Annotated in this window: 22 protein-coding genes; 7 read left to right on the forward strand and 15 right to left on the reverse strand. The window is 73.2% G+C overall.

Going from position 1 to position 23,685, the window contains the following annotated elements; translation table 11 throughout:
- Positions 1-26: 26 nt before the first annotated feature.
- On the reverse strand, positions 27-1,103 hold the full coding sequence (locus tag ACIQVT_RS06645; RefSeq protein WP_403748568.1) for a MerR family transcriptional regulator: 1,077 nt from the start codon (positions 1,101-1,103) through the stop codon (positions 27-29).
- Between the two features lie 140 nt (positions 1,104-1,243).
- Here ACIQVT_RS06645 and ACIQVT_RS06650 point away from each other — a divergent pair, with 140 nt between their 5' ends.
- Complete coding sequence (locus ACIQVT_RS06650) at positions 1,244-2,122, forward strand: RimK family alpha-L-glutamate ligase (RefSeq protein WP_403748571.1); 879 nt, start codon at positions 1,244-1,246, stop codon at positions 2,120-2,122.
- 9 nt (positions 2,123-2,131) lie between these two features.
- Here the strand turns inward: ACIQVT_RS06650 and ACIQVT_RS06655 are convergent, their stop codons facing one another.
- Positions 2,132-2,689: a hypothetical protein gene (locus ACIQVT_RS06655; RefSeq protein WP_403748573.1), complete on the reverse strand. Its 558-nt coding sequence runs from the start codon at positions 2,687-2,689 to the stop codon at positions 2,132-2,134.
- Between the two features lie 156 nt (positions 2,690-2,845).
- Here ACIQVT_RS06655 and ACIQVT_RS06660 point away from each other — a divergent pair, with 156 nt between their 5' ends.
- Together ACIQVT_RS06660 and ACIQVT_RS06665 are read left to right on the forward strand one after the other, a co-directional pair.
- On the forward strand, positions 2,846-3,619 hold the full coding sequence (locus ACIQVT_RS06660; protein ID WP_403748576.1) for an IclR family transcriptional regulator: 774 nt from the start codon (positions 2,846-2,848) through the stop codon (positions 3,617-3,619).
- On the forward strand, positions 3,616-4,461 hold the full coding sequence (locus tag ACIQVT_RS06665) for an SMP-30/gluconolactonase/LRE family protein (protein ID WP_403748579.1): 846 nt from the start codon (positions 3,616-3,618) through the stop codon (positions 4,459-4,461). The genes ACIQVT_RS06660 and ACIQVT_RS06665 overlap by 4 nt, the downstream gene beginning before the upstream one ends.
- A 15-nt stretch (positions 4,462-4,476) precedes the next feature.
- On the opposite strand, the gene ACIQVT_RS06670 is transcribed toward ACIQVT_RS06665, so the two are convergent.
- The 3 genes from ACIQVT_RS06670 to ACIQVT_RS06680 form a co-directional block, all read right to left on the reverse strand.
- Positions 4,477-5,706, reverse strand: a complete 1,230-nt coding sequence (locus ACIQVT_RS06670) for an MAB_1171c family putative transporter (protein ID WP_403748581.1) — start codon at positions 5,704-5,706, stop codon at positions 4,477-4,479.
- Positions 5,703-6,335 carry a toxin-antitoxin system, toxin component family protein gene (locus ACIQVT_RS06675; protein ID WP_403748583.1) on the reverse strand — a complete coding sequence of 211 codons (633 nt, stop codon included), beginning with the start codon at positions 6,333-6,335 and terminating at the stop codon, positions 5,703-5,705. Before ACIQVT_RS06675 ends, ACIQVT_RS06670 begins: the two co-directional genes overlap by 4 nt.
- Before the next feature lie 117 nt (positions 6,336-6,452).
- Positions 6,453-9,407 (reverse strand): beta-galactosidase, encoded by a 2,955-nt coding sequence (locus tag ACIQVT_RS06680; RefSeq protein WP_403748585.1) that lies wholly within the window; start codon positions 9,405-9,407, stop codon positions 6,453-6,455.
- 75 nt (positions 9,408-9,482) lie between these two features.
- On the opposite strand from ACIQVT_RS06680, the gene ACIQVT_RS06685 reads away from it, so the two are divergent.
- The 3 genes from ACIQVT_RS06685 to ACIQVT_RS06695 all read left to right on the forward strand — a co-directional run bounded on the left by ACIQVT_RS06685 (position 9,483) and on the right by ACIQVT_RS06695 (position 11,046).
- Positions 9,483-9,941, forward strand: coding sequence for an RrF2 family transcriptional regulator (locus tag ACIQVT_RS06685; protein ID WP_403748588.1), 459 nt, complete (start codon positions 9,483-9,485; stop codon positions 9,939-9,941).
- A 67-nt stretch (positions 9,942-10,008) separates the two neighbouring features.
- The gene (locus ACIQVT_RS06690) at positions 10,009-10,212 is read left to right on the forward strand and encodes a hypothetical protein (RefSeq protein ID WP_403748591.1); all 204 of its coding nucleotides are present in this window, start codon (positions 10,009-10,011) and stop codon (positions 10,210-10,212) included.
- A gap of 183 nt (positions 10,213-10,395) precedes the next feature.
- Positions 10,396-11,046, forward strand: a complete 651-nt coding sequence (locus ACIQVT_RS06695) for a DUF4360 domain-containing protein (RefSeq protein WP_403748594.1) — start codon at positions 10,396-10,398, stop codon at positions 11,044-11,046.
- 74 nt (positions 11,047-11,120) lie between these two features.
- Here the strand turns inward: ACIQVT_RS06695 and ACIQVT_RS06700 are convergent, their stop codons facing one another.
- The 8 genes from ACIQVT_RS06700 to ACIQVT_RS06735 form a co-directional block, all read right to left on the reverse strand.
- Positions 11,121-12,827 carry a pyridoxal phosphate-dependent aminotransferase gene (locus ACIQVT_RS06700; RefSeq protein ID WP_403748597.1) on the reverse strand — a complete coding sequence of 569 codons (1,707 nt, stop codon included), beginning with the start codon at positions 12,825-12,827 and terminating at the stop codon, positions 11,121-11,123.
- A 311-nt stretch (positions 12,828-13,138) separates the two neighbouring features.
- The gene (locus tag ACIQVT_RS06705; RefSeq protein ID WP_403748600.1) at positions 13,139-14,290 is read right to left on the reverse strand and encodes an aldose epimerase family protein; all 1,152 of its coding nucleotides are present in this window, start codon (positions 14,288-14,290) and stop codon (positions 13,139-13,141) included.
- 25 nt (positions 14,291-14,315) lie between these two features.
- Positions 14,316-15,560: a multiple monosaccharide ABC transporter permease gene (gene mmsB / locus ACIQVT_RS06710; RefSeq protein ID WP_403748603.1), complete on the reverse strand. Its 1,245-nt coding sequence runs from the start codon at positions 15,558-15,560 to the stop codon at positions 14,316-14,318.
- Entirely contained in the window at positions 15,557-17,107 is a 1,551-nt protein-coding gene (gene mmsA, locus ACIQVT_RS06715; RefSeq protein ID WP_403748606.1) for a multiple monosaccharide ABC transporter ATP-binding protein, read from the reverse strand. The genes mmsB and mmsA overlap by 4 nt, the downstream gene beginning before the upstream one ends.
- Before the next feature lie 44 nt (positions 17,108-17,151).
- Complete coding sequence (gene chvE / locus ACIQVT_RS06720) at positions 17,152-18,261, reverse strand: multiple monosaccharide ABC transporter substrate-binding protein (protein WP_403748608.1); 1,110 nt, start codon at positions 18,259-18,261, stop codon at positions 17,152-17,154.
- A gap of 4 nt (positions 18,262-18,265) precedes the next feature.
- Positions 18,266-19,267, reverse strand: coding sequence for a hypothetical protein (locus tag ACIQVT_RS06725; RefSeq protein ID WP_403748611.1), 1,002 nt, complete (start codon positions 19,265-19,267; stop codon positions 18,266-18,268).
- A 158-nt stretch (positions 19,268-19,425) separates the two neighbouring features.
- Positions 19,426-20,430 (reverse strand): zinc-binding dehydrogenase, encoded by a 1,005-nt coding sequence (locus tag ACIQVT_RS06730; RefSeq protein WP_403748613.1) that lies wholly within the window; start codon positions 20,428-20,430, stop codon positions 19,426-19,428.
- Positions 20,427-21,584 (reverse strand): mandelate racemase/muconate lactonizing enzyme family protein, encoded by a 1,158-nt coding sequence (locus tag ACIQVT_RS06735; RefSeq protein ID WP_403748616.1) that lies wholly within the window; start codon positions 21,582-21,584, stop codon positions 20,427-20,429. Before ACIQVT_RS06735 ends, ACIQVT_RS06730 begins: the two co-directional genes overlap by 4 nt.
- A 200-nt stretch (positions 21,585-21,784) precedes the next feature.
- On the opposite strand from ACIQVT_RS06735, the gene ACIQVT_RS06740 reads away from it, so the two are divergent.
- Positions 21,785-22,522, forward strand: coding sequence for a hypothetical protein (locus ACIQVT_RS06740; RefSeq protein ID WP_403748619.1), 738 nt, complete (start codon positions 21,785-21,787; stop codon positions 22,520-22,522).
- Between the two features lie 31 nt (positions 22,523-22,553).
- Here the strand turns inward: ACIQVT_RS06740 and ACIQVT_RS06745 are convergent, their stop codons facing one another.
- Together ACIQVT_RS06745 and ACIQVT_RS06750 are read right to left on the reverse strand one after the other, a co-directional pair.
- The gene (locus tag ACIQVT_RS06745; protein ID WP_403748622.1) at positions 22,554-22,994 is read right to left on the reverse strand and encodes a hypothetical protein; all 441 of its coding nucleotides are present in this window, start codon (positions 22,992-22,994) and stop codon (positions 22,554-22,556) included.
- Positions 22,995-23,243: 249 nt separating this feature from the next.
- On the reverse strand, positions 23,244-23,663 hold the full coding sequence (locus tag ACIQVT_RS06750; RefSeq protein ID WP_403748624.1) for an organic hydroperoxide resistance protein: 420 nt from the start codon (positions 23,661-23,663) through the stop codon (positions 23,244-23,246).
- Positions 23,664-23,685 lie beyond the last annotated feature (22 nt).

Here is a 23,685-nt window from a genome sequence, read left to right on the forward strand (position 1 = left end):
CAGAGACTCCCGGCCCACGAGCGCCCTCAGGCCGGTGAGGTCTCCACCACATCGGCGACCACGCAACTGACGTTGTCGGGACCGCCGGCCGCGTTGGCCGCGCCGATCAACCGGTGGACCGCCGCCTCGGGGCCCGGGGCGGCGGCGAGCAGTTCCCGGACGCGCCCGTCGGGCACGACCCCGGTCAGACCGTCGGAGCACAACAGGTACCGGTCGCCGGTCCGGGCGTCGTGCAGCCGCAGGTCCGGCACCTGGTCCGGGCCGCCCCCCAGCGCCTTGAACAGCAGAGCGCGCTGCGGATGACTGTCGGCCTCCTCCGGGGTCAGCCGGCCCTCGTCGATCAGCGACTGGACCACACTGTGGTCGTGGGTGATGCGGAACAGCTCACCGTCCCGCAACAGGTACGCCCGTGAGTCCCCGATGTGCACGAGCGCCAGCTTCGACCCCGTCCACAGCAGCGCGGTCAGCGTGGTGCCGTTCTCCGCGTCGCCCTCCGCGAGCTCCCGCACGGCCTCGTCGGCCCCGCGCACGGCGTCCTCCAGCTGGTTCAGCACACCGCCCGCGGCCGGTTCCCCGGCGTCCTCCAGACGCTTCAGCGCCGCGACGGCGGCGCGGGACGCGGGCGCCCCCGCGGGCCCGCACCCGTCGGCCACGGCGAGCAGTCCGCGGCCCGCGTACACGGTGTCCTGGTTGGCCGGGCGGACGTGCCCGCGGTCGGAGTGGGCGCTGTAGCGCAGTTCCAGCATGCCGGTGGGTTCCCTTTCCGGTTCGGTGGTCAGCTGGTCGACGAGGAACGCGGCGAGGTCCCGCCGTGCGGCGGTCTCCGCCTCGGCACGCGCCCAGTACGCCCGGATCTCGCGGGCCGCCTCCACCGGCTCCAGCGAGCAGACCGTCCGTATCCCGGCGAGCGGCATGCCCAGCCGGCGCAGCCAGGCGACCAGCCGGGCCCGCTCCAGCTGGGCCGGGGCGTAGTACCGGTAGCCGGTGTCCGGGTCGACCCGGGCGGGCCGCAGCAGCCGCAGCTCGTCGTAGAGCCGCAGCGCCTTGGGGGAGAGCCGGCTCGCCTTCGCGAAGGCGCCGATCGTCAGCAGTTCCGTGCGCATGTCCGTGCCTCTCGTCGTCCGCCATCGATGCTGGGGCCTGACCGAGGGGGAAGGTCAAACGAGGTGCCGGGGCCGCTCGGTGCTTGTTAGCCTCGCAGCGCGTCCGCGCATCGAACCCCCGTACGACGAGGAGCCCCGCCGTGCCCCGCATCGCCCTGGCCAGCTACGACCCCGGGACCGAGCCGAGCAGGGACACCGACCTGCCGGTGCTGGTGCGGGCGCTCGAGGACGCCGGCGCACGGGCGGAGGCCCCGTACTGGGACGACCCGGCGGTGGACTGGGGCGGCTACGACCTCGTCGTCATCCGCTCCACCTGGGACTACAGCTGGCGGGCCGCGGAGTTCACCGCCTGGGTGGAGCGGACCGGCGCGCTGACCCGGCTCGCCAACCCGGCCCCCGTGGTGCGCTGGAACACCGACAAGCGCTACCTCGGGGAGCTGGCGGCGGCCGGTGTGCCCACCGTGCCCACCCGGTACGCGGCGCCGGGCGAGCCGGTCCGCCTGCCCGACGGCCACGACTTCGTGATCAAGCCGACGTCGGGCGCCGGCGCCCGGTTCGCGGCCCGCTACACGCCCGCCGAGCACGACACGGCGGTACGGCAGCTCACGCGGATGCACGCGGAGGGCCTCACGGCGATGGTGCAGCCGTACATGCCGGGCATCGACGTCGGCGGCGAGCGGGCGCTCCAGTTCTTCGGCGGCCGGCTGCTGCACGCCAGCCGGAAGGGGGCCGTGCTGTCCCCCGGCACGCCGTACGACGCCGTCAAGGTCGCCCATCCCGGCCTGGAGCCCTGGCAGCCGACGGCCGCCGAACTCGCCGTCGCCGAACGGGCGCTGGCAGCCGTGCCCGGTGGCGCCGCGGGGCTGCTCTACGCGCGCGTGGACCTGGTGGACGGGGCGGACGGCGCGCCCCGCCTGATGGAGCTGGAGCTGGTGGAACCCAACCTGTTCCTGTGGCTGCACCCCGGCTCGCCGGAGCACGTGACGGCGGCGATCCTGACGGCGGCCGTCGCCGGTTAGCCGCTCCCGTCAGGTGACGACCGCCGTGCGCTGGAGCAGGCCCCAGGTGAACTCGGCGACCACCTCGTGCCGGGTGCCGGCGCGGTCGGGGGCGGCGAACGCCAGCCCCCACCGGGTCGGAGCGGTGCCCTCCAGCGGGCGGGCAGGGGCGAAGGCGCGGGCCGCCTCGTCGACCGTGCACGACCAGGGCGTCAGATCCTCCAGCGCGCGCAGCTCGGGGGCGGGGGCGTCCGGCGCCCGCACCAGCCACTCGTTCCAGACGCCGCCGCCGGGTCCGACGAGGACCTCGAAGCGCAGGCCGGGCCAGAGCGGCAGCGCCCACTGCCAGGCCTGGCAGTCGACGTCGCCGAGGCGGCGGGCGAGGACGCGCTCGGGCGTGCCGAGGACCGAGCGGTAGCGCGCGGCGGCGCCCCGGGCCCGCGGCGAGCGGACCATGGCCTGCCAGCGTTTGTTGGCCTCCCTCATGTCGGCGGGCGAGGCGCCCAGTTCGTGGCGGGCCTCCTCGACGAGGCCGGGGTTGTGGTCGGCCATCCGGCGCAGCAGCACCAGCTGGAAGTCGAGTCGCATGGCATCCATGGTGCCCGGCCCGTTCCGCCCGCCCCCGGCCATTGCCCGTACCCCCTTCCCTGACTAGCCTGTGTTCGTCATGCCGATCGTCTGTTGATATCTCGAACGCGCGGGATGTCGTCCGCAGGCGCCAACACCCAAGGGAGGGGGCCGGACGTGGGACGCCTCGTGCCTGCCGTGACCCGGGCTCTGGACATTCTGGAGCTGTTCCTCGACGGGGACGGGACGCTCTCCGCCCCCGACATCGTGCGCCGGCTCCAGCTGCCGCGCACCACCGTGCACGAACTGGTCACCACGCTCGCCGCGCGCTCGTACATCGTGCCGCTGCCGGGCCAGCCCGGACGGTACCGGCTCGGCGTACGCCCGTACCAGCTCGGCAGCCGCTACGCCGAGCAGCTCGACCTCGCCGCCGAGGGCCAGCAGGTGGCCCGCTCCGTCGCCGAGACCTGCGACGAGACGGTGCACGTCGCCATCCTGGAGGGCACCGACGTCATCTACATCGCCAAGGTCGACTCCACGCACGCGGTCCGCATGGTCTCCGCCGCGGGCCGCCGTCTCCCGGCCCACTGCACCTCCGTGGGCAAGATGCTGCTGGCCTCCCTGCCCGAGCCGGAGCTGGCCGCGCGGATCCCCGACGGCACCGAGCTGGCCGCGATGACCCCGAACAGCATCACCGGGCCGGCCGCCCTGCGCGAGTCCCTGGCGGAGATCCGGCGGCGCGGACTCGCCGTGGAGAACCGCGAGTCCAACCCGGACGTGTCCTGCGTCGCCGCGCCGGTCCGCGACCGCACCGGCCAGGTGGTGGCCGCCCTGTCCATCTCCGTGCCCATGATCCGCTGGAGCGAGGAGCGCCGCGCCGAGCTGGAGCAGCTCGCCGTCAAGGGCGCGGCACAGCTGTCGGAGCGGCTCGGCCACCGGAGCGCGGCATGACGGCGTACGAGGTGGCGGTGGCGGCCGGGGCGGCGCTCGGCGAGGGACCCACCTGGGACCCGGCGACCGGCCGGCTGATCTGGCTCGACATCCTGGGCATGCGCGTCCACACGTACGACCCGGCGACCGGCCGGCGCACGGTCCGTACGACGGAGCAGCACGTCGGCGCGGTCAAGCCCCGGGCCGGCGGCGGACTGGTGCTGAACCTGCGGGACGGCGTGGGCCTGCTGGACGCCGACGACACCTTCCGCTGGCTGCACCACGAGCCGGTCGCCGGGCGCCGCGCGAACGACGCCGCGGTGGCCCCCGACGGCTCGCTGTGGGCGGGCACGATGCGCTACGACGAGGCGCCGGGCGGCGGCACGCTGTCCCGGCTGACCGGCGACGGGACGGTGCGCACCGTCCTCGCCGACGTCACGGTCAGCAACGGCGCCGGCTGGAGCCCGGACGGCGGCCTGCTGTACTACGTCGACACCCCGACCCGCCGGGTGGACGTCTTCGACCACGACGCGGACGGCGTGCGCCACCGCCGCCCGCTCGTGGAGATCGAGGAGGGCGCGGGCCACCCGGACGGCCTCACGGTCGACGCGGACGGCTGCGTGTGGGTGGCCCTGTGGGACGGCGGCGCGGTGCGCCGGTACACACCCGACGGGGTGCTCGACCGGGTGATCCGGGTGCCCGCGCCCCGCACGACGGCCTGCGCGTTCGGCGGCCCCGGGCTGACCGACCTGTACATCACCACGGCCCGCACGGGCCTGTCGGCGCCGCATCCGCTCTCCGGTGCGCTGCTGGTCGTCCCCGGCGCGGGCCAGGGCCTGCCCCAGCCGGCGTTCGCGGGCTGAGGGCGCCGGGCGCGGTCACTCGGGCGCGGTGACGGACCGGGCCGGGGCGGCCGCGCGGGCGCGGACCGCCTCGATGTCGCCGGCGCGGCTCAGGGCACGGGAGACGGCCCCGATCTCCCGGAGCAGGCCGGCCGGGTCGGGCCCGTCGGCCGGTCCGGGCGGCTCCGTCGTACGGGCCCCGGTGCCGACGGCGTCGAGGATGCTCACCGCGGCGGCCAGTGCCCGGGCCCGCTCGGGCGGGTGCCCGAGGTCGAGCGCGGCGTCGTAGGACCGCCGCCCCAGGCCGGTGTCCATGTGCCGGGCCAGCGGCAGCAGCACGTCCCGGATGAACGTCTCCCGCCGGGTGAGCCGGAGTTCGGGGGTGGCGCGCAGCGCGAACGGCACGCCCTCGCCGCTCGCGGCGCGCAACAACCGGTACAGCGGCCGCAGTTCGCGGTGGGCGAGCCGGACCCCCCGGCGGTCGCGCAGGTACTGCCCGGCGTGCGGCAGGACGAACCCGGCCGCTGTCACGATCGCGGACAGCGCGGCGACGGGCGGCGCCAGATCGGTGCTGAGCCAGTCCAGGTCACGGCCGCACCAGCGGGCGGTGACGGCGGTGAGCTTGGCCGAGTCCATGACCAGGCCGAGGGCGTTGCCGGCGCCCAGCAGCTCCAGGCCCCGGCGCAGCCAGGCGTCCAGGCGCTCGGCGCGCACCCACTCGCGGATGAGACGGAACGTGATCAGGCAGGCCGCGGTGTGGGCGAGGAGGTAGAGCAGGATCTCCTCGCGCATGAACGGCGTGGTGGCGTAGTGGGTGTCGAGGTCCCGCAGCCGTTCCCCGGGGGCGTCGGCGAGCGCGAACAGGGCCCACAGGGCGGCGATCACCCCGGAGTACACCGAGATCACCCAGCGTCTCGCGCGCCGGGTGACGGCCGAGCGGACGGCCGGGCCGTGCCGCCAGGTGACGATGAGCAGCAGGCAGGAGCCGGAGAACGCGGTGATCAGCGAGTAGCACCAGGGCGCCGCCGCGTTGGGCACGCCGGTCAGCCGGTTGACCGCGGCGATGGTGGAGGGGGTGCAGGAGACGAACACCGCGCAGGCGAGGAGCAGCAGGCCGCCGACCGCGCGCAGCAGCGGGTCCCGCCACCACCGGATGATCGACGGCAGCTTGATGACCAGGGCGGCGGTGAGCACCGCGGTGGGGATCCAGAAGGAGATGTAGAACCGGGCGAGGAGTCCCGCGGGGTCCAGCGCCAGCGGGGTCACCGCGTGGCTCCCCCCGTTCCCGGCCCGCGCCCGTCCACCGGCTCCCGTCCGCGGTAGCCGAGGGAACGCTGCACGGGGTCGAGGGGGAGGCCGCGGGTGCCGGCGAGACGGCCGCGGAACAGGGTGGCCAGCCGGTGCCCGAAGTCGTCGGCCTCGGCCTCGTCGGCCTCCCGGGAGCCGTTGCGGGCGGCCACCGTGAGGGCCGCCTCCCGCCAGCCGGGTGTGTCGGCGAGGGCGCGGACGGCGGCGGCCCCGGCCAGGTGGTGGTGGCGGTGCCCGGCGTGCAGGTGCCACAGTTCGTGGCCGAGGATGACCAGCTGCTGCACGGCCTCCGCGCGGTCCTCCACGATGACCAGGTCGAAGTCGGTGAACTCCACCCACAGTCCGGTGACTTCCAGCTCGTCCGGGAACCGCTCGAAGCGCACCTCCACCGGCCGTCCGCCGCGCAGCGCGGTCATCTCCGCGCACACCGCCAGGCACAGCTCCCGTACGCCGTCGGGCTGCCGGGGCCGGGCGTGGACGGCGGTGGCGAGGTCCCGGGCCAGGGCGCGCATCGCCGCGCGCGGACGGGGGCGCCGCAGGCGGGCGGCCAGGCGTGCGGCTCCTTCTCGCGCGCCGCCGAAGCTCATCGCTCTCCCTTCCCGTCCGCAGTGTCCGGCCGGTCCGAGCGTACGCGTCCGGGCGCGTCCGCGTCATGCGATCCGGTGACCGCCGTCCCACCCGGAAGGATCTGTTCCGGAGCGTGCTCAGACAGGGGTGACCGGCACCCCGCCCGCCGCCGCGCCCAGCAGCGTCAGCCGCACCGACCCCGGACCCGACAGCGTGGTGAACTCCGAGAGCACCGCCAGCGCGAGGGTGTTGGCCCCCCTCGTGCGCAGGATGCCGTTGGGCAGGACGAAGGTGTGCTGCGGCCCGACGTTGTTGATGTACTGGCCCAGGTTCCAGCCGTTGAGGAAGATCTGCGCCCGGTAGGCGCGGTACGGGTCGTCGTCGAGGGTGAGTCCCACCGAGGCGTCGACGTCGGCCGGCACCGACAGCCGGAAGGCGGTCCGGTACCAGGTGACGCCCTGGCGCCGCACGGCGCGCGGGAACGTCACCTGCTCCCAGTCCCGGTCCCGGAAGCCGGGCAGGTGCCAGCCCTCCCGCTCCCCGTACAGGCCGCCGTTGTTCATCGGGCCGCGCACCGGGTCGGGGGCGCCCTCGCCCTGGATGCGCCACCGCACCTTCGGGGAGGCCCCCTCGAAGGTGACGGCCGTCAGTCCGCGGGCCGCCTTGTGCGTGTCGAGGGACTTGCCGTCCTGGTCGTGCTGCATGCGCCGGACCAGGACGGACAGCACGTGCCGGCCGGGGGAGCGCAGCCGCGCGCGCACCGGGAAGACCGCCGTGTCCGTCCAGGTGCCCTTGCGGATCGTCACCTCCTTGTCGGGCACGGGCATGCGGTGGGTGCCGAGCGGCTCGCCGTCCAGCCACGCCATCAGCAGGCCCTGGGTGCCGGTGCTGTAGGCGAGCGAGACCGCCTCGACGCCGGTGGTCCCGGTGAGGGTGCCCCGGTACCAGACGTCGCCGTAGTGGAAGCCGTAGTCGTCGGCGAAGAGCACCGGCTGCCCGGCCGGGACGGCCGTGGTGCTGTGGGAGACGGTCCGGTCGGCGACCCGCCACGCGGAGTCGTCGAAGCCGGGGCCCGCCTCCGGGTTCTCGGTCCGCGTCCGCCAGCCGCCGAGCTCGGGCAGCCGGACCTCGGGTACGGCCGGCAAGTCGCCGGTGGTCTTCACGCTGCCGGAGAGGGTGATCCGGGTGGCCTGCCTGCGTCCGTTCCACACCAGGGTGTCGATCCCGCGCGGCCCCCACACCTCCAGCCCGGTGGCCCCGGTGATGTCACCGGTCAGGTGGACCTCGGAGCCACGCACCTCGGCGTGGCGCAGCAGGGCCGGGCCGTACACGAGCAGGGTGCCGGCGGGGGTGTCGTACGGGAAGAGGCGGACGGAGGTGGCGTCGTCGGCGAGGAGCAGCAGCAGCGGGGTGTCGCTCTCGCCCCCGCGGACCAGCACCCGGGTCAGGCCGCCCCGGCCGAGCGGGGCGTTGACGTGCAGCGCGTCCCGGTCGTAGACCCAGGCGGCCTCCGGGTCCAGCCGCTGCACGTACGGTTCGGCCGGGCACCTGAGCACCAGCTCGGCCATCTCGTCGCGCCGGCCGGTGAAGACGGCGATGTCCTGGCGGCCCGCGGTCAGGCACAGCATGGGCGCGGTGGTGGCGTACTCCAGGGTCCGGACGCCCAGCGGCAGCCCCGTGGTGAGCAGCTTGGCGTCCTTGCCGGGCACCGTGATCCGCAGGCGGCCGGCGTCGGTCGGCAGGTCGGTGGTGACGTCGTCGGTGCCGTCGTTGCGGGCGACGTACACGTGGGTGCCGGTCACCCGGTCGGTGAGGTGGTAGACCTTCAGGCCGTCGGCGTGCACGTCGGACGCCCGGTCCAGCCGGGCGAAGGCCGGCACGCGCTGCACGAGGTGCCCGAGCTGGTGCAGCGGGGCGATCTTGGCGGTGACGTTGCGGGCCTCGTCGATGGCGGCGCCGTAGTCGTACGACGTGTAGACGACGGGTGCGGGCAGCCAGCCCCACGAGGTGCCACCGAACGCCATGTAGACGTTGTGCAGGGTGATCCCGTTGGCCAGGTTGGTCAGGTAGAAGCGGCGCTCGTACGCCGCGTCACGGGTGCGCCGCGCCTCGGCGTACCCCTTGCCGTCGAACCAGGCACCGCCCCACGGGTCGAACCAGCCGCCCCCGAACTCGGGCACGAACCCGGGGGTGGACGGCGACGCCGTGGACCCGCCCTTGGGTCCGCCGGGACCGAAGAGCCCCCAGTCCGGCGGGGTCTGCGACGGCGATGGGTACCCGTCGAACCCGTACAGCCAGCCGCCGCGCTCCCCGCCGGTGTCGAACGATCCCGGCACCCAGTACCCGTTGCGGCCCTTGTCGTTGTGGAACAGCGGCACGTCGATCCCGTCGGCCCGCACCTTGCGGTACAGGTGGGACATGTAGTCCCGGCCGGCGGCCTCGCCGACGTGGGCGTCGTACTCGTTCTCGATCTGGTAGAGCAGGACCGTCCCCGTGCCCCGGGTGAACAGGTGCTCGCGGGCGATCCGGTCGACCTGGGTGAGCCACTCGTCGACGTGCGCGAGGTAGGCCGGGTCGTCGGTGCGGGCCGTGCCCCCGGCCGCCGTCAGCCAGCCGGGGAAGCCGCCGCCGTCGACCTCGGCGTTGATGTACGGGCCCGGACGCAGGATGACGTACAGCCCGGTCTCGGCGGCCGTGCGCAGGAACCGGCCGAGGTCCCGGACACCGGTGAAGTCGTACCGGCCCGGCGCGGGGGAGTGGTAGTTCCACGCAACGTAGACGCTCACCGCGTTGAAGCCGTGGGCCCGCATCTTCTGGAGCACGTCCCGCCACAGGGAGGGGCTGGGCAGCCGGAAGGGGTGCATCTCCCCGGACCACACCACCAGGCGCCGCCCGTCCACGAGCAGCGAGTGGCGGTCGTGGCCGACGGTGTGCCGGACGCCGTCCGCGCTGGGCGGGCCCGGCGCCGGACCGGCCGGCACACCGCCGCCCGCGTAGGCCGAGGGCGCCCCCGGCCCGCCGCTGCCGCCCATGGCGAGACCGAGCGCGGCCGAGCCGGTCAGGGCACTGAAGGTACGTCTGCTGAGCGCCAAGGTGGATCCTCCCGGGCGATCTTACGGGGCGCGGGTGCCGCCATTCTGCACGCCGGGACGCCCCACAATGGACGCATGAGGATCTCGGCGCGGGCTGATTACGCGGTACGGGCGGTGCTGGAGCTGGCCGTGCGGCAGGGGGACGGCCCGGTGAAGGCGGAGGAGATCGCCGCCGTGCAGGGCATCCCGCACAAGTTCCTGGAGGGCATCCTGGGCGATCTGCGGCGGGCCGGGATCGTGGACAGCCGGCGCGGCGGGGGCGGCGGCTACCGGCTCGCCGGGGACCCGGCGGCGGTCACCGTGGCGGACGTCATCCGCGCCGTCGACGGACCGATCGTGTCGGTACGCGGCGAACGCCCCACCGGTCTCGCCTACACCGGTACGGCCCAGCCCCTGCTGCCGCTGTGGATCGCGCTGCGCGCCAACGTCCGCCGCATCCTGGAGGGCGTGACCCTCGCCGACCTCGCCGCGGACACCCTGCCCGAGCCGGTCCGGGCGCTCGCGGCGGAACCGGCGGCCTGGGAGAACCCGTAGGGCCCGCTCGCTCGTCCGGCCGGGGGACGGCGGGTTTCCCCGGGCGGCGACCGTCGTTGGGCCCGGCATGATCAGGAAACTCGTCTGTGCCTCCGTCCTCGCCGCCGCCTTCCTGGCCGCCGCCCCCGCCGCCGAGGCCGCCGTGAAGCCCGTCCCGTCCGCCGGGGTCCCCGGCGCGCCGCTCCTCAGGGGCCTGCTCGGCGCCCTGGAGGTGGGGAACCCGATGGCCTCCCCGCAGTCCCTGGTGCCCCGGGGCGTCCTGGGCGGGTGACCGGCGGCCCGGCCATCGTGAAAACCCCGGTGTGAATGGCCGGAGTTCACCCTGCCGGGCCCGGGTGGGGCTCCCTACGATGCCCACGCCTCCTTCCCCGCTTCACAGGTGACACACACTTCCCTCACCTGTGGGCGGAGCCCGGGAGGAGGCGCACCCCCCACCCGACAACCGGGAGAAACCATGGCTGGTGGACTCCTCCTGAGCGGTGCCGTGGCCGCTCTGCTCACCACCGCACTGCCCGCCCAGAGCCCCTCCTCCGTGTTCGACGACCCGCCCCCGGACAAGATCGTCATCGACGTGGCGACGGTGAACGGCTCCGGCTGCCCGGCCGGCACGGCCGCCGTGGCGGTCTCACCGGACAACACCGCCTTCACCGTCACCTACAGCGCCTACCTGGCCCAGGCCGGGGGCAACTCCGATCCCACGGCCTTCCGCCGCAACTGCCAGCTCAACCTGGTGGTCCACGTCCCGCAGGGCTTCACCTACGCGATAGCCAGCGCCGACTACCGGGGCTTCGCCTCGCTCCAGAAGGGCGCCACGGCCACGCAGAAGGCGTCGTACTACTTCCAGGGATCCTCCAGCACCGTGCCCCGGACGCACCCGTTCGGCGGCCCCTACAACGACGACTGGCAGGCCACCGACTCCACCGACTGGGCCCAGTTGGTCTGGGCGCCCTGCGGCGTGCTGCGCAACTTCAACATCAACACCGAGCTGCGGGTGAACGCCGGCACCACCACCCCCGACAAGGTCAGCTTCATGACGATGGACTCCACCGACGGGGACATCAGCACCGTGTACCACATGGCCTGGAAGAACTGCCCGAAGGCCTGACGTCCCCGGAGGGAGATCACCGGAGCCCGCGACCCCCGCCGAGACGGGGGCCGCGGGCTCCGGCCGTGCGTCCGCTAGCCGGCCGCCTGGCCCGTGCCCGCCGCGTTCGGCCAGCTCCGCGCGTCGGGCCAGCCCGTCGCGGGAGCGGGGGCGAGGCCCGCGGCAGGCGCCGGCGCCGTCATCCCCCGGACCTGCGCCGCGGTGAGCCCGCCGCGGGCCGGCACGCCGGGCGGGGTGGGGCCGGGCGCCGGAGCGGGTGCGGCGAACGCGGCGGGAGCCAGGGGCGCGGGCGCGGGTGCGGGCGGCGGGACGGGCAGGGGGACCGGCGCCGGTACCGGGGCGGGCGCGGGCGCCGGTGCGGGCAGCGGGGCGGGCATCTGGGTGTACGCCGGCTGGGGGGCCGGGGTGAACACGGGCCGGGGCGGCGGGGCGTACGCCGGCCGGGGGAGGGCGGCCGCCGCCGGGAGCGGGGTCCCGGGCGTCGCCGGTACGGCGGCCGGCAGCGGCATGCCCGTGCCGGTGGCCGGGGCGGGGGCGGTCCGGGCGGCGGCCCGCGCGGCCAGTCCCGGCAGCCCCGCCCCGTTGGTCTCGCTGACCAGCCGGTCGACCGCCGCCGTACCCGAGCTGTAGGCGGTCCCGGCGCCCGGCCCGGGTACGGCGGCTCCCCTCCCGGACCCGTAGAGCACCTGTTCCAGGCCGGACACCAGGCGACGCACGTCGACCTGGGGGCGCACCACGAGCCGCAGGAAGCGGCTGGAGGATCCGATCTTGTTGCCGCACTCGCGGACCAGGATGCGGTGCTCGGTGAGCATCCGGTCCCGGACCACCGTGCCCTCGGCGCCGACGGGGAGGCGCACGAAGAGGAAGTTGCCCTGCGAGGGGTAGACCGTGAGACCGGGGAGCGTGGAGAGCCGGCCGGCCATGTCCAGCCGGTCGCGGCGGATCTGCTCCAGGCTGGCCGCGTACTCGGGCCCGTGCTCGCGCAGCATGAACACCACGTGCTCGGCGAAGGAGTTGAGGTTCCACTTCGGCAGCATGGAGCGGATCCTGCCCGCGAGCGCCGGGTTGGCGACGAGGTAGCCGAAGCGCACGCCGTGCAGGCCGAAGTTCTTGCCGAGGCTGCGCAGCACGATGACGTTGGGGCGCAGGACCGCCTCGTGGACGACGCTCGGCTCGGTCTCGGCGTCGGCGAACTCCAGGAACGACTCGTCCACCACCACCAGGTCGAGGTCGGCCATGGCGTCCAGGAACTCCACCACCCGCTGACGGTGCACGTAGCCGCCGTCGGGGTTGTTCGGGTTGCACAGCACCGCCGCGCGGGTGCCCCGGGCGCGGATGAACTCGGCGTACCGGTCCAGGTCCAGGGCGAACCCGTTCGCCTCCTGGAGCGGGAACATGTCGACCCGCTTGCCCGTCTCCATCGGCTGGTCGGTCCAGCGGCCGAAGGCGGGCACCGGGACCGCCAGGGACTCGCGGACCAGGAGGTGGTCGATCCAGGTGATCAGCTCCGTGGAGCCGTTGCCCATCGCCACGCAACTCGGGGGCAGCCCGAGCAGGCCGCACAGCTCCGCGGTGATGGTGTCGGCGCCGCTCGGGTAGTACGTGATGATCTCGCGCAGCCGGGCCCCCATCTCCTCGAACATGGCGGGGGTGGGGAAGTACGGGTTGCACGGGATGCAGAAGTCCACCGGGCCCGACCCGTCGCTCTCCCGCGTCAGCGCCGCCATCGAGGGGCTGTGCGCGGCGGCGTCGCGGAACAACGAGGTGACGTTGTCAGGCAAGGGAACCTCCGTCCGGGGGTGGGCCGCGCGGGGGGCGCGGGGCCCCCCCCGGGGGGGGGGGGGGGGGCGGGGGGGTGAACTCGGGGGGGGGGGGGGGCGCGTGACCCCCCCCCCCGGGGGGGGGGGGGAGTCCCGTACCGGCGCCCCCGCGCCGTGGGGGGGGGTGGGCGGGGGGGGGCGGTATAAAACCTGGTTTCTTTTCCCCCCCCGGGCCCCCCCGGGGGGGGGGGCCCCGGGGGGGGCGGCGGGCCCCACCCCCTGGTACGGAGGGGGCGTCAGTGGCGTTCAACTCGTCGGCGGTGTGAGCCGCTTCACGCCCCGAACGTGTGGATCGTCGACGTCCGGTACGTCCGCCCCGGCCGGAGCACCGTCGACGGGAAGTGCGGGTGGTTCGGCGAGTCCGGGAAGTGCTGGGTCTCCAGGCAGAGGGCGTCGCCCTGGCGGTAGGTGCGGCCGCCGGTGCCGGTCAGGGTGCCGTCGAGGAAGTTCCCGGAGTAGAACTGGAGGCCCGGCTGGTCGGTGGCGATCCGCAGGGTGCGGCCGGAGCGCGGGTCGCGCAGCGTGGCGACGTGCTCGGGCCGGGCGGTGACGCCCTTGTCCAGCACCCAGTTGTGGTCGTACCCCTTGGCCAGCACCTGCTGTTCGTGGCCGGCCCGCAGGTCCCGGCCGACCGGCTTGCCCCGGCGGAAGTCGAACGGGGTGCCCGCGACGCCGGCCAGTTCGCCGGTGGGGATCAGGCCGGCGTCGGTCGGGGTGAAGCGGGCGGCGGCGATCGTCAGCTCGTGGTCCTCGATCGAGCCGCTGCCCTCGCCTGCCAGGTTCCAGTACACGTGGCTGGTGAGGTTGACGATCGTGGCCCGGTCGGTGGTGGCCTCGTAGTCGATGCGCCAGTCGCCGTGCCGGGTGAGGGTGTACGTCACCTTCGCCCGGAGGGTGCCCGGGTAGCCCATCTCGCCGTCGACGCTGGTGTAGTGCAGGTGGAGACCGACGTCGGAGCCCTCGGTGAACGGCTCGACGTGCCAGACGTGCTTGTCGAAGCCCTTGGCGCCGCCGTGCAGGTGGTTCACGCCGTCGTTGACGGACAGTTGGTGGGTGGTGCCGTCCAGTGTGAACCGGCCCTTGCCGATGCGGTTGCCGTAGCGGCCGATCAGGGCGCCGAAGTAGGGGCTCTTCGCCTCGTAGTCGGCGATGTCGCCGAAGCCGGCGACGACGTCGGCGTGGCGGCCGTGCCGGTCCGGGATCTCCAGCGACTGGACGATGCCGCCGTACGACAGCACCTTCAGCCGGGTGCCGCCGTTCTCCAGCGACCAGCGGTGGACCTTCGTGCCGTCGGCGAGGGTGCCGAACGGCTCCCTGACCGGTCGGCGGCCGGTGTCGGCCTGGGCGCTGCCCGCGCCGAGGGCGGTCGCGGCGAGGCCCGCCGCGGCGGCGCCCGCGATGACCGTGCGTCTGTTCAGTTCCATGGGTGCGGCTCCCTTGTCTGGGCGCTTACGAACCGGACTTGCGCTTGTTCCACACGTCGAACCCGACCGCCACCAGCAGGGCGAGGCCCTTGATGACCTGCTGCCAGTCGGTGCCGACGCTGAGGAGGTTCATGCCGTTGTTCAGCACGCCGAGGACCAGCCCGCCGATGATGGCGCCGAGGACGGTGCCGACACCGCCGCTCATGGACGCGCCACCGATGAACGACGAGGCGATTGCCTCGAGTTCGAAGTTGAGGCCCGCCTTCGGCGAGGCCGCGTTCAGGCGGGCGGCGACCACCAGACCCGCCAGGGCCGCGAGCACGCCCATGTTCAGGAAGACGTAGAAGGTGACCTTCTTGTCCTTCACGCCGGACAGCTTGGCCGCCGGCAGGTTGCCGCCGATGGCGTAGATGTGGCGGCCGAAGACGGCGTTGCGCATCACGTAGCCGTAGCCGACCACCAGCACGCCGAGGATGATCAGCACGATCGGGGCGCCCTTGTAGCTGGCGAGGAGCATCGTGACGACGAGGATCGCGGCGGTGATGGCGACGAGCTTGAGGAGGAAGATCCTGCCCGGCAGCACGTCGAGGGAGAACTCCCGCAGGCGCCGCCGGTCGCGGACCTCCCGCAGGAGGGTGAAGACGATCAGGGCGATGCCCAGCAGCAGGGTGAGGTTGTGGTAGTTGGTGTCCGGGCCGGCCTCCGGCAGGAAGCCGTTGCCCATCTTCTGGAGCCCGTCCGGGAACGGGCCGAGGGTCTGGCCCTCCAGGAAGATCTCCGTCAGACCGCGGAAGATCAGCATCCCGGCCAGGGTGACGATGAACGAGGGTATGCCGAAGTAGGCGATCATGAAGCCCTGGACGGCGCCGGCCACCGCGCCCACCAGCAGGCACAGCACCAGGGCGACGGGCCAGGACACGCCGTGCTGCACCGTCAGGACGGCCGCGAACGCGCCGGTGAACGCCGTCAGCGAGCCGACCGACAGGTCGATGTGGCCCGCGATGATCACCAGCATCATGCCGATCGCGAGGATCAGGATGTGGCTGTTCTGGAGCACCAGGTTGGAGACGTTGCGCGGCAGCAGCAGGTCGCCGCCGGTCCACACCGAGAACAGCGCCACGATCAGGCCCAGCGCGATCAGCATGCCGTACTGGCGCATGTTGTTGCGCAGGCCGTCCAGGATCAGGTGCAACAGGCCGCCGGAGGCCTGGCCGCCGCTCTTCCCGGGCGGCGCCGGTGCCGGGGTCTTGGCGGTCACGTCCGTGCTCATCGGGTTACCTCTTTGTCCTTCGTCATCTGGCGCATCAGCGATTCCTGGGATGCCTCGGCCCGTGAGAACTCGCCGGTCAGCCGCCCCGCGGCCATGGTGTAGACGCGGTCGCACATGCCGAGCAGCTCCGGCAGCTCGGAGGAGATGAAGACGACCGCCCGGCCCTCGGCCGCCAGCCGGTCGATGACCGTGTAGATCTCGAACTTGGCGCCGACGTCGATGCCGCGCGTCGGCTCGTCCAGGATCAGCACGTCGGGGCCCGTGAAGATCCACTTGCTGAGGACGACCTTCTGCTGGTTGCCGCCCGAGAGTTTGCCGACCGGTTCGAAGACGGTCGGTGCCTTGATGTTCATGGAGGTGCGGAACCGCTCGGCGACCCGCCGCTCCTCGTGCTCGTCGACCACCCCGCGCCGGGCCACCTTGCGCAGCGAGGTCAGCGAGATGTTGCGGTTGATGGTGTCGATGAGGTTCAGGCCGTAGTGCTTGCGGTCCTCGGTGACGTAGGCGATGCCGTGCCCGATGGCCTCGGGGACGGTCCGGGTACGGATCTCGGTGCCGTCCTTGAGGACCGTGCCGCCCGCGTACCGGCCGTAGGAGCGTCCGAAGACGCTCATGGCCAGCTCGGTGCGGCCGGCGCCCATCAGGCCCGCGATGCCGACGATCTCCCCGCGCCGCACCTGGAGCGACACCCCGTCGACCACCTTGCGCTGCTGGTCGATCGGGTGGTGCACGGTCCAGTCGCGGATCTCCAGGGCCGGGGCCGCGCCCTCCTCCGGCTCGTGCGGGGTGCGCTCGGGGAAGCGGTGGTCGAGGTCGCGGCCGACCATGCCGCTGATGATGCGGTCCTCGGTCGTCCCGGCCGACCTCACGTCCAGCGTCTCGATGGAGTGTCCGTCGCGGATGATCGTCACCGAGTCGGCGACCCGGCGGATCTCGTTGAGCTTGTGGCTGATGATGATCGAGGTGATGCCCTGCTTCTTCAGCTCCAGGATCAGGTCGAGGAGCTTGCCGCTGTCCTCGTCGTTCAGGGCGGCCGTCGGCTCGTCCAGGATGAGCAGCTTCACCTTCTTGGACAGCGCCTTGGCGATCTCCACGAGCTGCTGCTTGCCCACGCCGATGTCGGCGACGCGGGTCTCGGGGTGGTCGCTCAGACCGACCCGGCGCAGCAGTTCGCCGGCGTGCCTGAGCGTGTCGTTCCAGTTGATGAGGCCGCGCCTGGCGTGCTCGTTGCCGAGGAAGATGTTCTCCGCGATGGAGAGGTAGGGCACCAGCGCCAGTTCCTGGTGGATGATGACGATGCCGTGCTGCTCGCTCGCCCGGATGTCCCTGAAGCGGCAGGGCTCGCCCTCGAAGAGGACGTCGCCCTCGTAACTGCCGTACGGGTGGACGCCGGAGAGCACCTTCATCAAGGTGGACTTCCCGGCGCCGTTCTCGCCGCAGATGGCGTGGACCTCGCCCTGACGCACGGTCAGTGTGACGTCCGAGAGCGCTGTGACACCGGGGAAGGTCTTGACGATCGAGCGCATTTCCAGGACGGGTCCCGCCATGGTCGTGCCTTTCAGTCAGGTGTGGGGTCGGTCGGCCGGGAGGACTACTTCAGCTGGCCGGCCGTGTAGTAGCCGCCCTTGACGAGCACGTCCGCGTAGTTGCTCTTGTCGACGCTGACCGGCTGGAGCAGGTAGGCGGGGACGACCTTGCTGCCGTTGTCGTACGACTTGACGTCGTTTACCTGCGGCTTCTTGCCCTTCAGGGCGTCGTCGACCATCGTGGAGGCCACCTCGGCGAGCTTGCGGAGGTCCTTGTAGACGGTCTGCGTCTGCTGCCCGGCGATGATCGACTTCACCGAGGCGAGTTCGGCGTCCTGGCCGGTGATGACCGGCAGCGGCTTGTTCCCGGATCCGTAGCCGTCCGACTTGAGCGCGGACAGGATGCCGATGGAGATGCCGTCGTACGGCGAGAGGACCGCGTCGACCCGCTCGCTCTTGTAGGAGGAGGTGAGGATGTCGTCCATGCGCCGCTGCGCGGTGGCGCCGTCCCAGCGCAGGGTGACGACCTTGTCGAGCGCCGTCTGGCCGGAGCGGACGACGAGCTGCTTCTTGTCCAGGTACGGCTTCAGCACGCTCATCGCGCCGTCGAAGAAGTACCGGGTGTTGTTGTCGTCGTTGGAGCCGGCGAACAGCTCGATGTTGAACGGGCCCTTCTTGCCGCTGTCCAGACCGAGCTTGTGCACGATGTACGAGCCCTGGAGCCGGCCGACCTTCTCGTTGTCGAACGAGGCGTAGTAGTCGACGTTCTTGGTGCCGAGGATCAATCGGTCGTAGGAGATCACCGGGATGTGCGCGTCCGCGGCCTGCTGGAGCACGCTGTTCAGGGACTTGTTGTCGATGGCCGCCACGATCAGGCCCTTGACGCCCTGCGTGATCAGGTTCTCGATCTGCGAGACCTGCTGCTCCGGGTCGTCCTCGCCGTACACCAGCTTGGTCTTGTAGCCCCTGGCCTGGAGGTCCTTCACGACGTTCTTGCCGTCGGAGATCCACCGCTCGGAGGACTTCGTCGGCATCGCGATGCCGATGGTGGCGCCCTTGGCGTCACCGGTCTTCTCCTTGCTGCCGCCCTCACCGCTCTGCCCGCAGGCGGTCAGGGTCAGGGCGAGCGAGGCGGCTCCGGCTATCGCGGTGAGGGCGGCTCTGCGAGTGCGCATGGGATCAGTCCTTGTCGATCTCGTCGTCGAGGGGAGCGGTCGTGTCGGTGGGGAAGCGGTGGAGCGGTCCGGGCAGCCGGGAGCCGAGCGGCGCCATGCCCTCGTCCGCGCCGTGCCGGGCGAGCAGGTCCAGGGCGAGCCGGCCGCGCCGCACCCGCTCCCGGGCGGTGTGCAGGGTGAGGTCCCTGAGGTGGGTGCCCCACGGGTAGATGCCGGGCGCCTTGGACAGGCCGAACTTCAGGTAGAGCGGGGCGCCGCGCCGGATCAGCTCGGCGACCTCGTACATCCGGATGTAGCCGCCGAGGTCGTCGGGGGCCTCGATGTACATGTCCATGGGGGCGCCGGACACCCGGCGGATCTCGGTCAGGTGGTCCAGCGTCAGGTCGCTGGGCACGTTGACGGAGTCGGCGCCGAGCCGCTCGTAGACCGCGTACGAGGCAGGGTTGACGGGGCCGATGAGCGCCGACACCTTCAGCGTCGTGTCAGCCGGGACGATCCCCGCCTCGCGCGCCCGGTGCAGGGTCCACAGCACGCCCTCGTCGGCCACCAGCAGGCACTTGACGCCCAGTTCGGTGGCGCGGACGGCGTCCTCCACGCAGCCGGCGACGGCGTCGTGGCCCCGGGCGCGCAGTCCGGCCCCCCGCGAGTCGGAGCGCACCGAGCCACCGATGTCCCAGGTGCCGCGCGGGCCGGTGAACAGGCAGAGCTCGATGTCCCGTTCGGCGGTGGCGTCCACCATCTCGGTGATCTCGGCGTCGGTGAGCATCCACACGCCGCTGCCCTGGCTGATCCGGTGGATCGGCACGTCGAGGCGCGAGGCCTCCTTCAGGATGACCGCCAGCGCCTCGGGACCCTCGCACGAGGGGATCTCGGTGCGCCAGCGGCCACCGCCCGGGAAGGTGCGGGTGGAGGCGTCGGCGGGATCGAGGGCGGGTGCCCCCAGGCCGAGCGCGGCGAGCACCTGCTCGCCGGGTCTGCGGACTGCCGGGGCGGAAGCGTCGGTCACAAGCTGTCCTTCGTGTTCGGTATATCGGACAAGGTTCGCGGCTCTGGGTACGGCTGGGCGCTGGTGGTGGGGGGGGGGGGGGGGGGGGGGGGGGGGCCCCCCCCCCCCCCCCCCCCCCCCCCCCCCCCCCCCCCCCCACGACTGGGGGAAGCAAGGCCCTAGGGGCGCAGCAGCACCTTGCCCACCGCCGGGTCGCCGGCCCCCACCAGCTCGATGGCCTCCGAGAACCCGGTCAGCGGCAACTCGTGCGTGACCAGCGGCAACGGCTCCAGCAACCCGGCACCGAACACCCGCACGGTGTGCGCCCAGGCGTCCGGCGGCGCCCCGAAGACGGTGTGCACCTCCAGCTGCCGTACGACGAGATCGGTCGGGTCCAGTCCGTCCGCGCCCGGTGCCGGGATCCCGGTGAGGACCAGCCGCCCGCCGCGCCGCAGCAGCGCGGCGGCGGTGCGCGCCGCGGACGCGGACCCGGCGGTCTCGATCACCACGTCGTAACCGGCGGGCGCCTCCTCGTCCTTGAGCCGGAAGTCGGTGGCCCCGAACCGCCGGGCCAGCGCCTCCCGGTCCCTGCGCGTGCCGACGACGAGCAGCTCCGCCGGCGAGACGGCCCTCAGGAACTGCACGGCGAACATGCCCAGCGTGCCCGTGCCCACCACCGCGACCCGCTCGCCCGGCCGGGCGCCCGCCTTCAGCGCGGCGGCGGCGACACAGGCCGCCGGCTCCAGCAGCGCCGCGGCCGTCAGGTCGGCCTCGTCCGGCAGGACGTGCAGCAGCCGGGCCGGCAGGGTCAGCGTGGCCGCCATGGCCCCGGGCCGGGTGAACCCGGTCTCCTCGTACCCGGCCGTGCACAGCGTGGTCTCACCCGCGTGGCACCGCTCGCACACCTGGCAGTTGCGAAAGCCCTCGCCGACGACCTTGCGGCCGGTGAGCGAGCCGGGCACCCCGGGCCCCACCGCGGTGACCGTCCCCGACCACTCGTGCCCGGGGGTCAGCGGGTAACGCACGTACCCCTCGGGCCGGTTGCCCTGGTACACCTCGCGGTCGCTGCCGCAGATCCCCACCGCGTGCACGGCCACCAGCGCCTCGCCGGGGCCCGGGTCGCGGGGCGTGTGGTCCGCCACCCGGTGGACGCCGGGCGCCTCGACCAGGATCTGGGAACTCACTGCGTGCCCTTCGGCCGGCGCTGCTCCCAGCCCTCGGCCCACAGGTCGAACCGGGCCTGCTGCTGCGGGAACTCGGCCGCCGCGTCGACGTCCAGCTCGACCCCGAGACCGGGCGCGTCGGACAGGTGGAAGTACCCGTCCACGACCTGCGGCGCCCCCTTGACCACCTTCTTGATCTCCGCGTCGGCGAAGTCGTTGAAGTGCTCAAGAATCTTGAAGTTAGGGGAGGTGAAGCCGACCTGGAGGGAGGCGGCGGTGAGCACCGGCCCGCCCACGTTGTGCGGGGCGACCAGCATGTAGTGCGTCTCGGCGGTCGCGGCGAGCTTCCGGGTCTCCCAGATGCCGCCGATGTGGCCGACGTCGGGCTGGATGATGTCCACCGACTGGCTGTCGAACAGCTCGCGGAACTCGATCCGGTCGTGGATGCGTTCACCGGTGGCGACCGGGATGTCGACCTTGGCGGCGACCTTCTCCAGCGCCTTGAGGTTCTCCGGCGGCACCGGCTCCTCCAGCCACGCCGGTTTGAACGGCGCCATCTCCTTGGCCAGCCGGACGGCGGTGGCGGGGGAGAAGCGGCCGTGCATCTCCAGCATCAGCTCGGCCTCCGGGCCGATGGCGTCCCGCACGGCCTCGATGAGCGAGACGGCGTACAGGGTCTCCCGGTGGTCCAGTTCGAAGTGCCCGGTGCCGAACGGGTCGATCTTCAGCGCCCGGTAGCCGCGCTCCACGACGCCCTGCGCCGCCTTGTGGTACGCCTCCGGGGTCCGCTCGGTGGTGTACCACCCGTTGGCGTACGCCTTCACCTTGTCGGTGACCTTGCCGCCGAGCAGCTGCCACACCGGTACGCCCAGCGCCTTGCCCTTGATGTCCCAGCAGGCCATCTCGACGACCGCGATGCCCGACATGACGATCTCGCCGGCGCGGCCGTAGTCGCCGTACTTCATCCGGCGCACCAGGTCCTCGACGGCGAACGGGTCCGAGCCGAGGACGTGGTTGGCCTCGGCCTCCCGCAGGTAGCCGATCAGCGCGTCGGTGTGACCGAGCATCCGGGTCTCGCCGACGCCGGTGATCCCCTCGTCGGTGTGCACCTGGACGTAGGTCAGGTTGCGCCACGGTGTACCGACCACGTGCGTGCTGATTCCGGTGATGCGCACGACAGTTGCCCCTCAGCTGTTCGAGATTTCGTCACACGTTCGAAATGCTGGCGTGACAGTAAGGACGGTGCGGTGGGAGTGTCAATGGGTCGAACAGGTAACGGTTTCGGCACGGCGCGCGAGCACTCTCCCGGTCCCGCACCAAACCTTCACGGCGTCACCTGGAAGGCGGGTCGTGCGGACTCTAGTCTTCCGGCGTCATGAACTTCTGTCACCCGTGCCAACGGCACCTCAACGGCGCCCTGGCCTGCCCCGGGTGCGGAACACCGGCGGCGTACGCGTACCCGGAAACCCCCGAGACCGCCGAAGGCGTGGCGGTCGGCGGGGAGTACCCGGAGCCGGAGCCCGCGGCCGGCACCGCCGGGCCCACGGAAGCCGCCCGGGGTGCCGTCGCGCCGCCCGGCCGGCGGGACCGCAAGGCCGCCGCGCACCGCCGCCGGCGCCGCCGCACGGCCCTGGTCGCCGCCGGGTTCGTCCTCGCGGCGGGCGGTCTCAGCCTCGCCGAACTGGGCACGGACATGCCCTTCTCGCCGTTCACCGCGGACAGGCCGGCCCCGGCCGGGGACGCGGCGGTGGACGGCGGCGGCTCCCCGGTGGCGCCGACCCGCCCGGCGGACCCGCTGGACGCGGTCTCCGTCACCACGCCGGGCGCGCGGGGCTCCGCCTCCGCCGACCCGTCCGCCTCGGCTTCGACGTCGGCGTCGGAGTCCCCCTCGGGCGAGCCGTCCGGCTCCCCGTCGGCCCAGGGCAGCGGCGACCCCGCGCGACCGACCGCGGCCCCCTCCGGCACACCCGCCGCCGGCGCCCCCGCGCCCCCGGCCGCGACCGACCCGAGCCCCACCCCGACGCCGCCGCCCCCCACACCCACGGCCCCCACCCCGACCCCGACCTCGACCCCCACCAGAACCTGCGACCGCTTCCTCTGGTGGTGCACCTGACCCCACGATCCCGTCGAGGGCGCACGCAGTGTCAGAGGTCGGCGCAGATGCCGCGAGCCTCGGCCAGCTCCTTCTTCACCGTGGCGTCGACCTGGAAGACCTGGTTCTGGCGGTTGCGCGCGCGGGTGATGGCCTCCGCGAGCGGCTTGTACGAGGAGTCGCCCGCGGCGGCGGCCGTGGCCAGGGCGGTAGCGCCCGCGAAGCGGTACAGCGCCTGCTCGCCCGCCTTGCCTCTCGTCGAGAGCTTCGATGCGTCCACGCCGTCCAGCGCCTCGCACGCGCCTCGGGCGTCGTCCATGGCGCTGCTGCCCGCGTCCGACGGGCCACCGGTCAGCGCCCAGGCCATGCCCACGCCACCACCGCCCACGAGCAGCCCGATCAGCAGCGCGGCCACCAGCGGTCCCCGGCCGGCTGTCGGAACGGTGGGCGGGGACGGCGGGACGGAGGCCTGATACGGCTGATGTGCCTGCATGTACACGACCATAATCGGCTCCGGCGCGGGGTGAGCGCACCTTCCGAGTCCCGGTAGCCGGGCCGACCGAAGGCGAACGGGAGGCCGCGCGGAGTTGTCACGAGCGCCCCGGCGCCCCCGGGATGAGCGCTAGCCCCAACTTCCCAGGGGCGAGGGGAACTGCGCGACAAGCCCCCACGGACCCCGCACCCGACAACGCACCGACCCCACCCGCGCCCAGGCCCAGCGCCAGCGCAATCGCCGGTGACCTCAGACCAGCGTCACGCTGATGTTCCCCCGCGTCGCCTTGGAGTACGGGCACACCTGGTGAGCCTTCTCCACCAGCGCCCGAGCCACCTCGGCGTCCACGCGCGGAATGCTCGCGGAGATCTCCACGATGATCCCGAACCCGTCCTCGTTCTTCCCGATACCGACCTTCGCGGTGACGGTGGAACCGGACACGTCGGCCCCCTCCTGACGCGCGACGACACCGAGCGCGCCCTGGAAGCAGGCGCTGTACCCCGCGGCGAACAACTGCTCGGGGTTGGTGCCGGCGCCGGTGCCGCCCATCGCGGCGGGCGGGTTGACGACGACGTCGAGCGCGCCGTCGTCGGTGGCGACCCGCCCGTCGCGGCCGTTCTCGGCGGTGGCGACGGCGGTGTACAGGACGTCGGACTGCGTGATGGCCATGCGGTTGTCCTTCTCCTCGGTC

Origin of the sequence: Streptomyces sp. NPDC100445, assembly GCF_044759735.1 — a bacterium.
Lineage (GTDB): Bacteria > Actinomycetota > Actinomycetes > Streptomycetales > Streptomycetaceae > Streptomyces.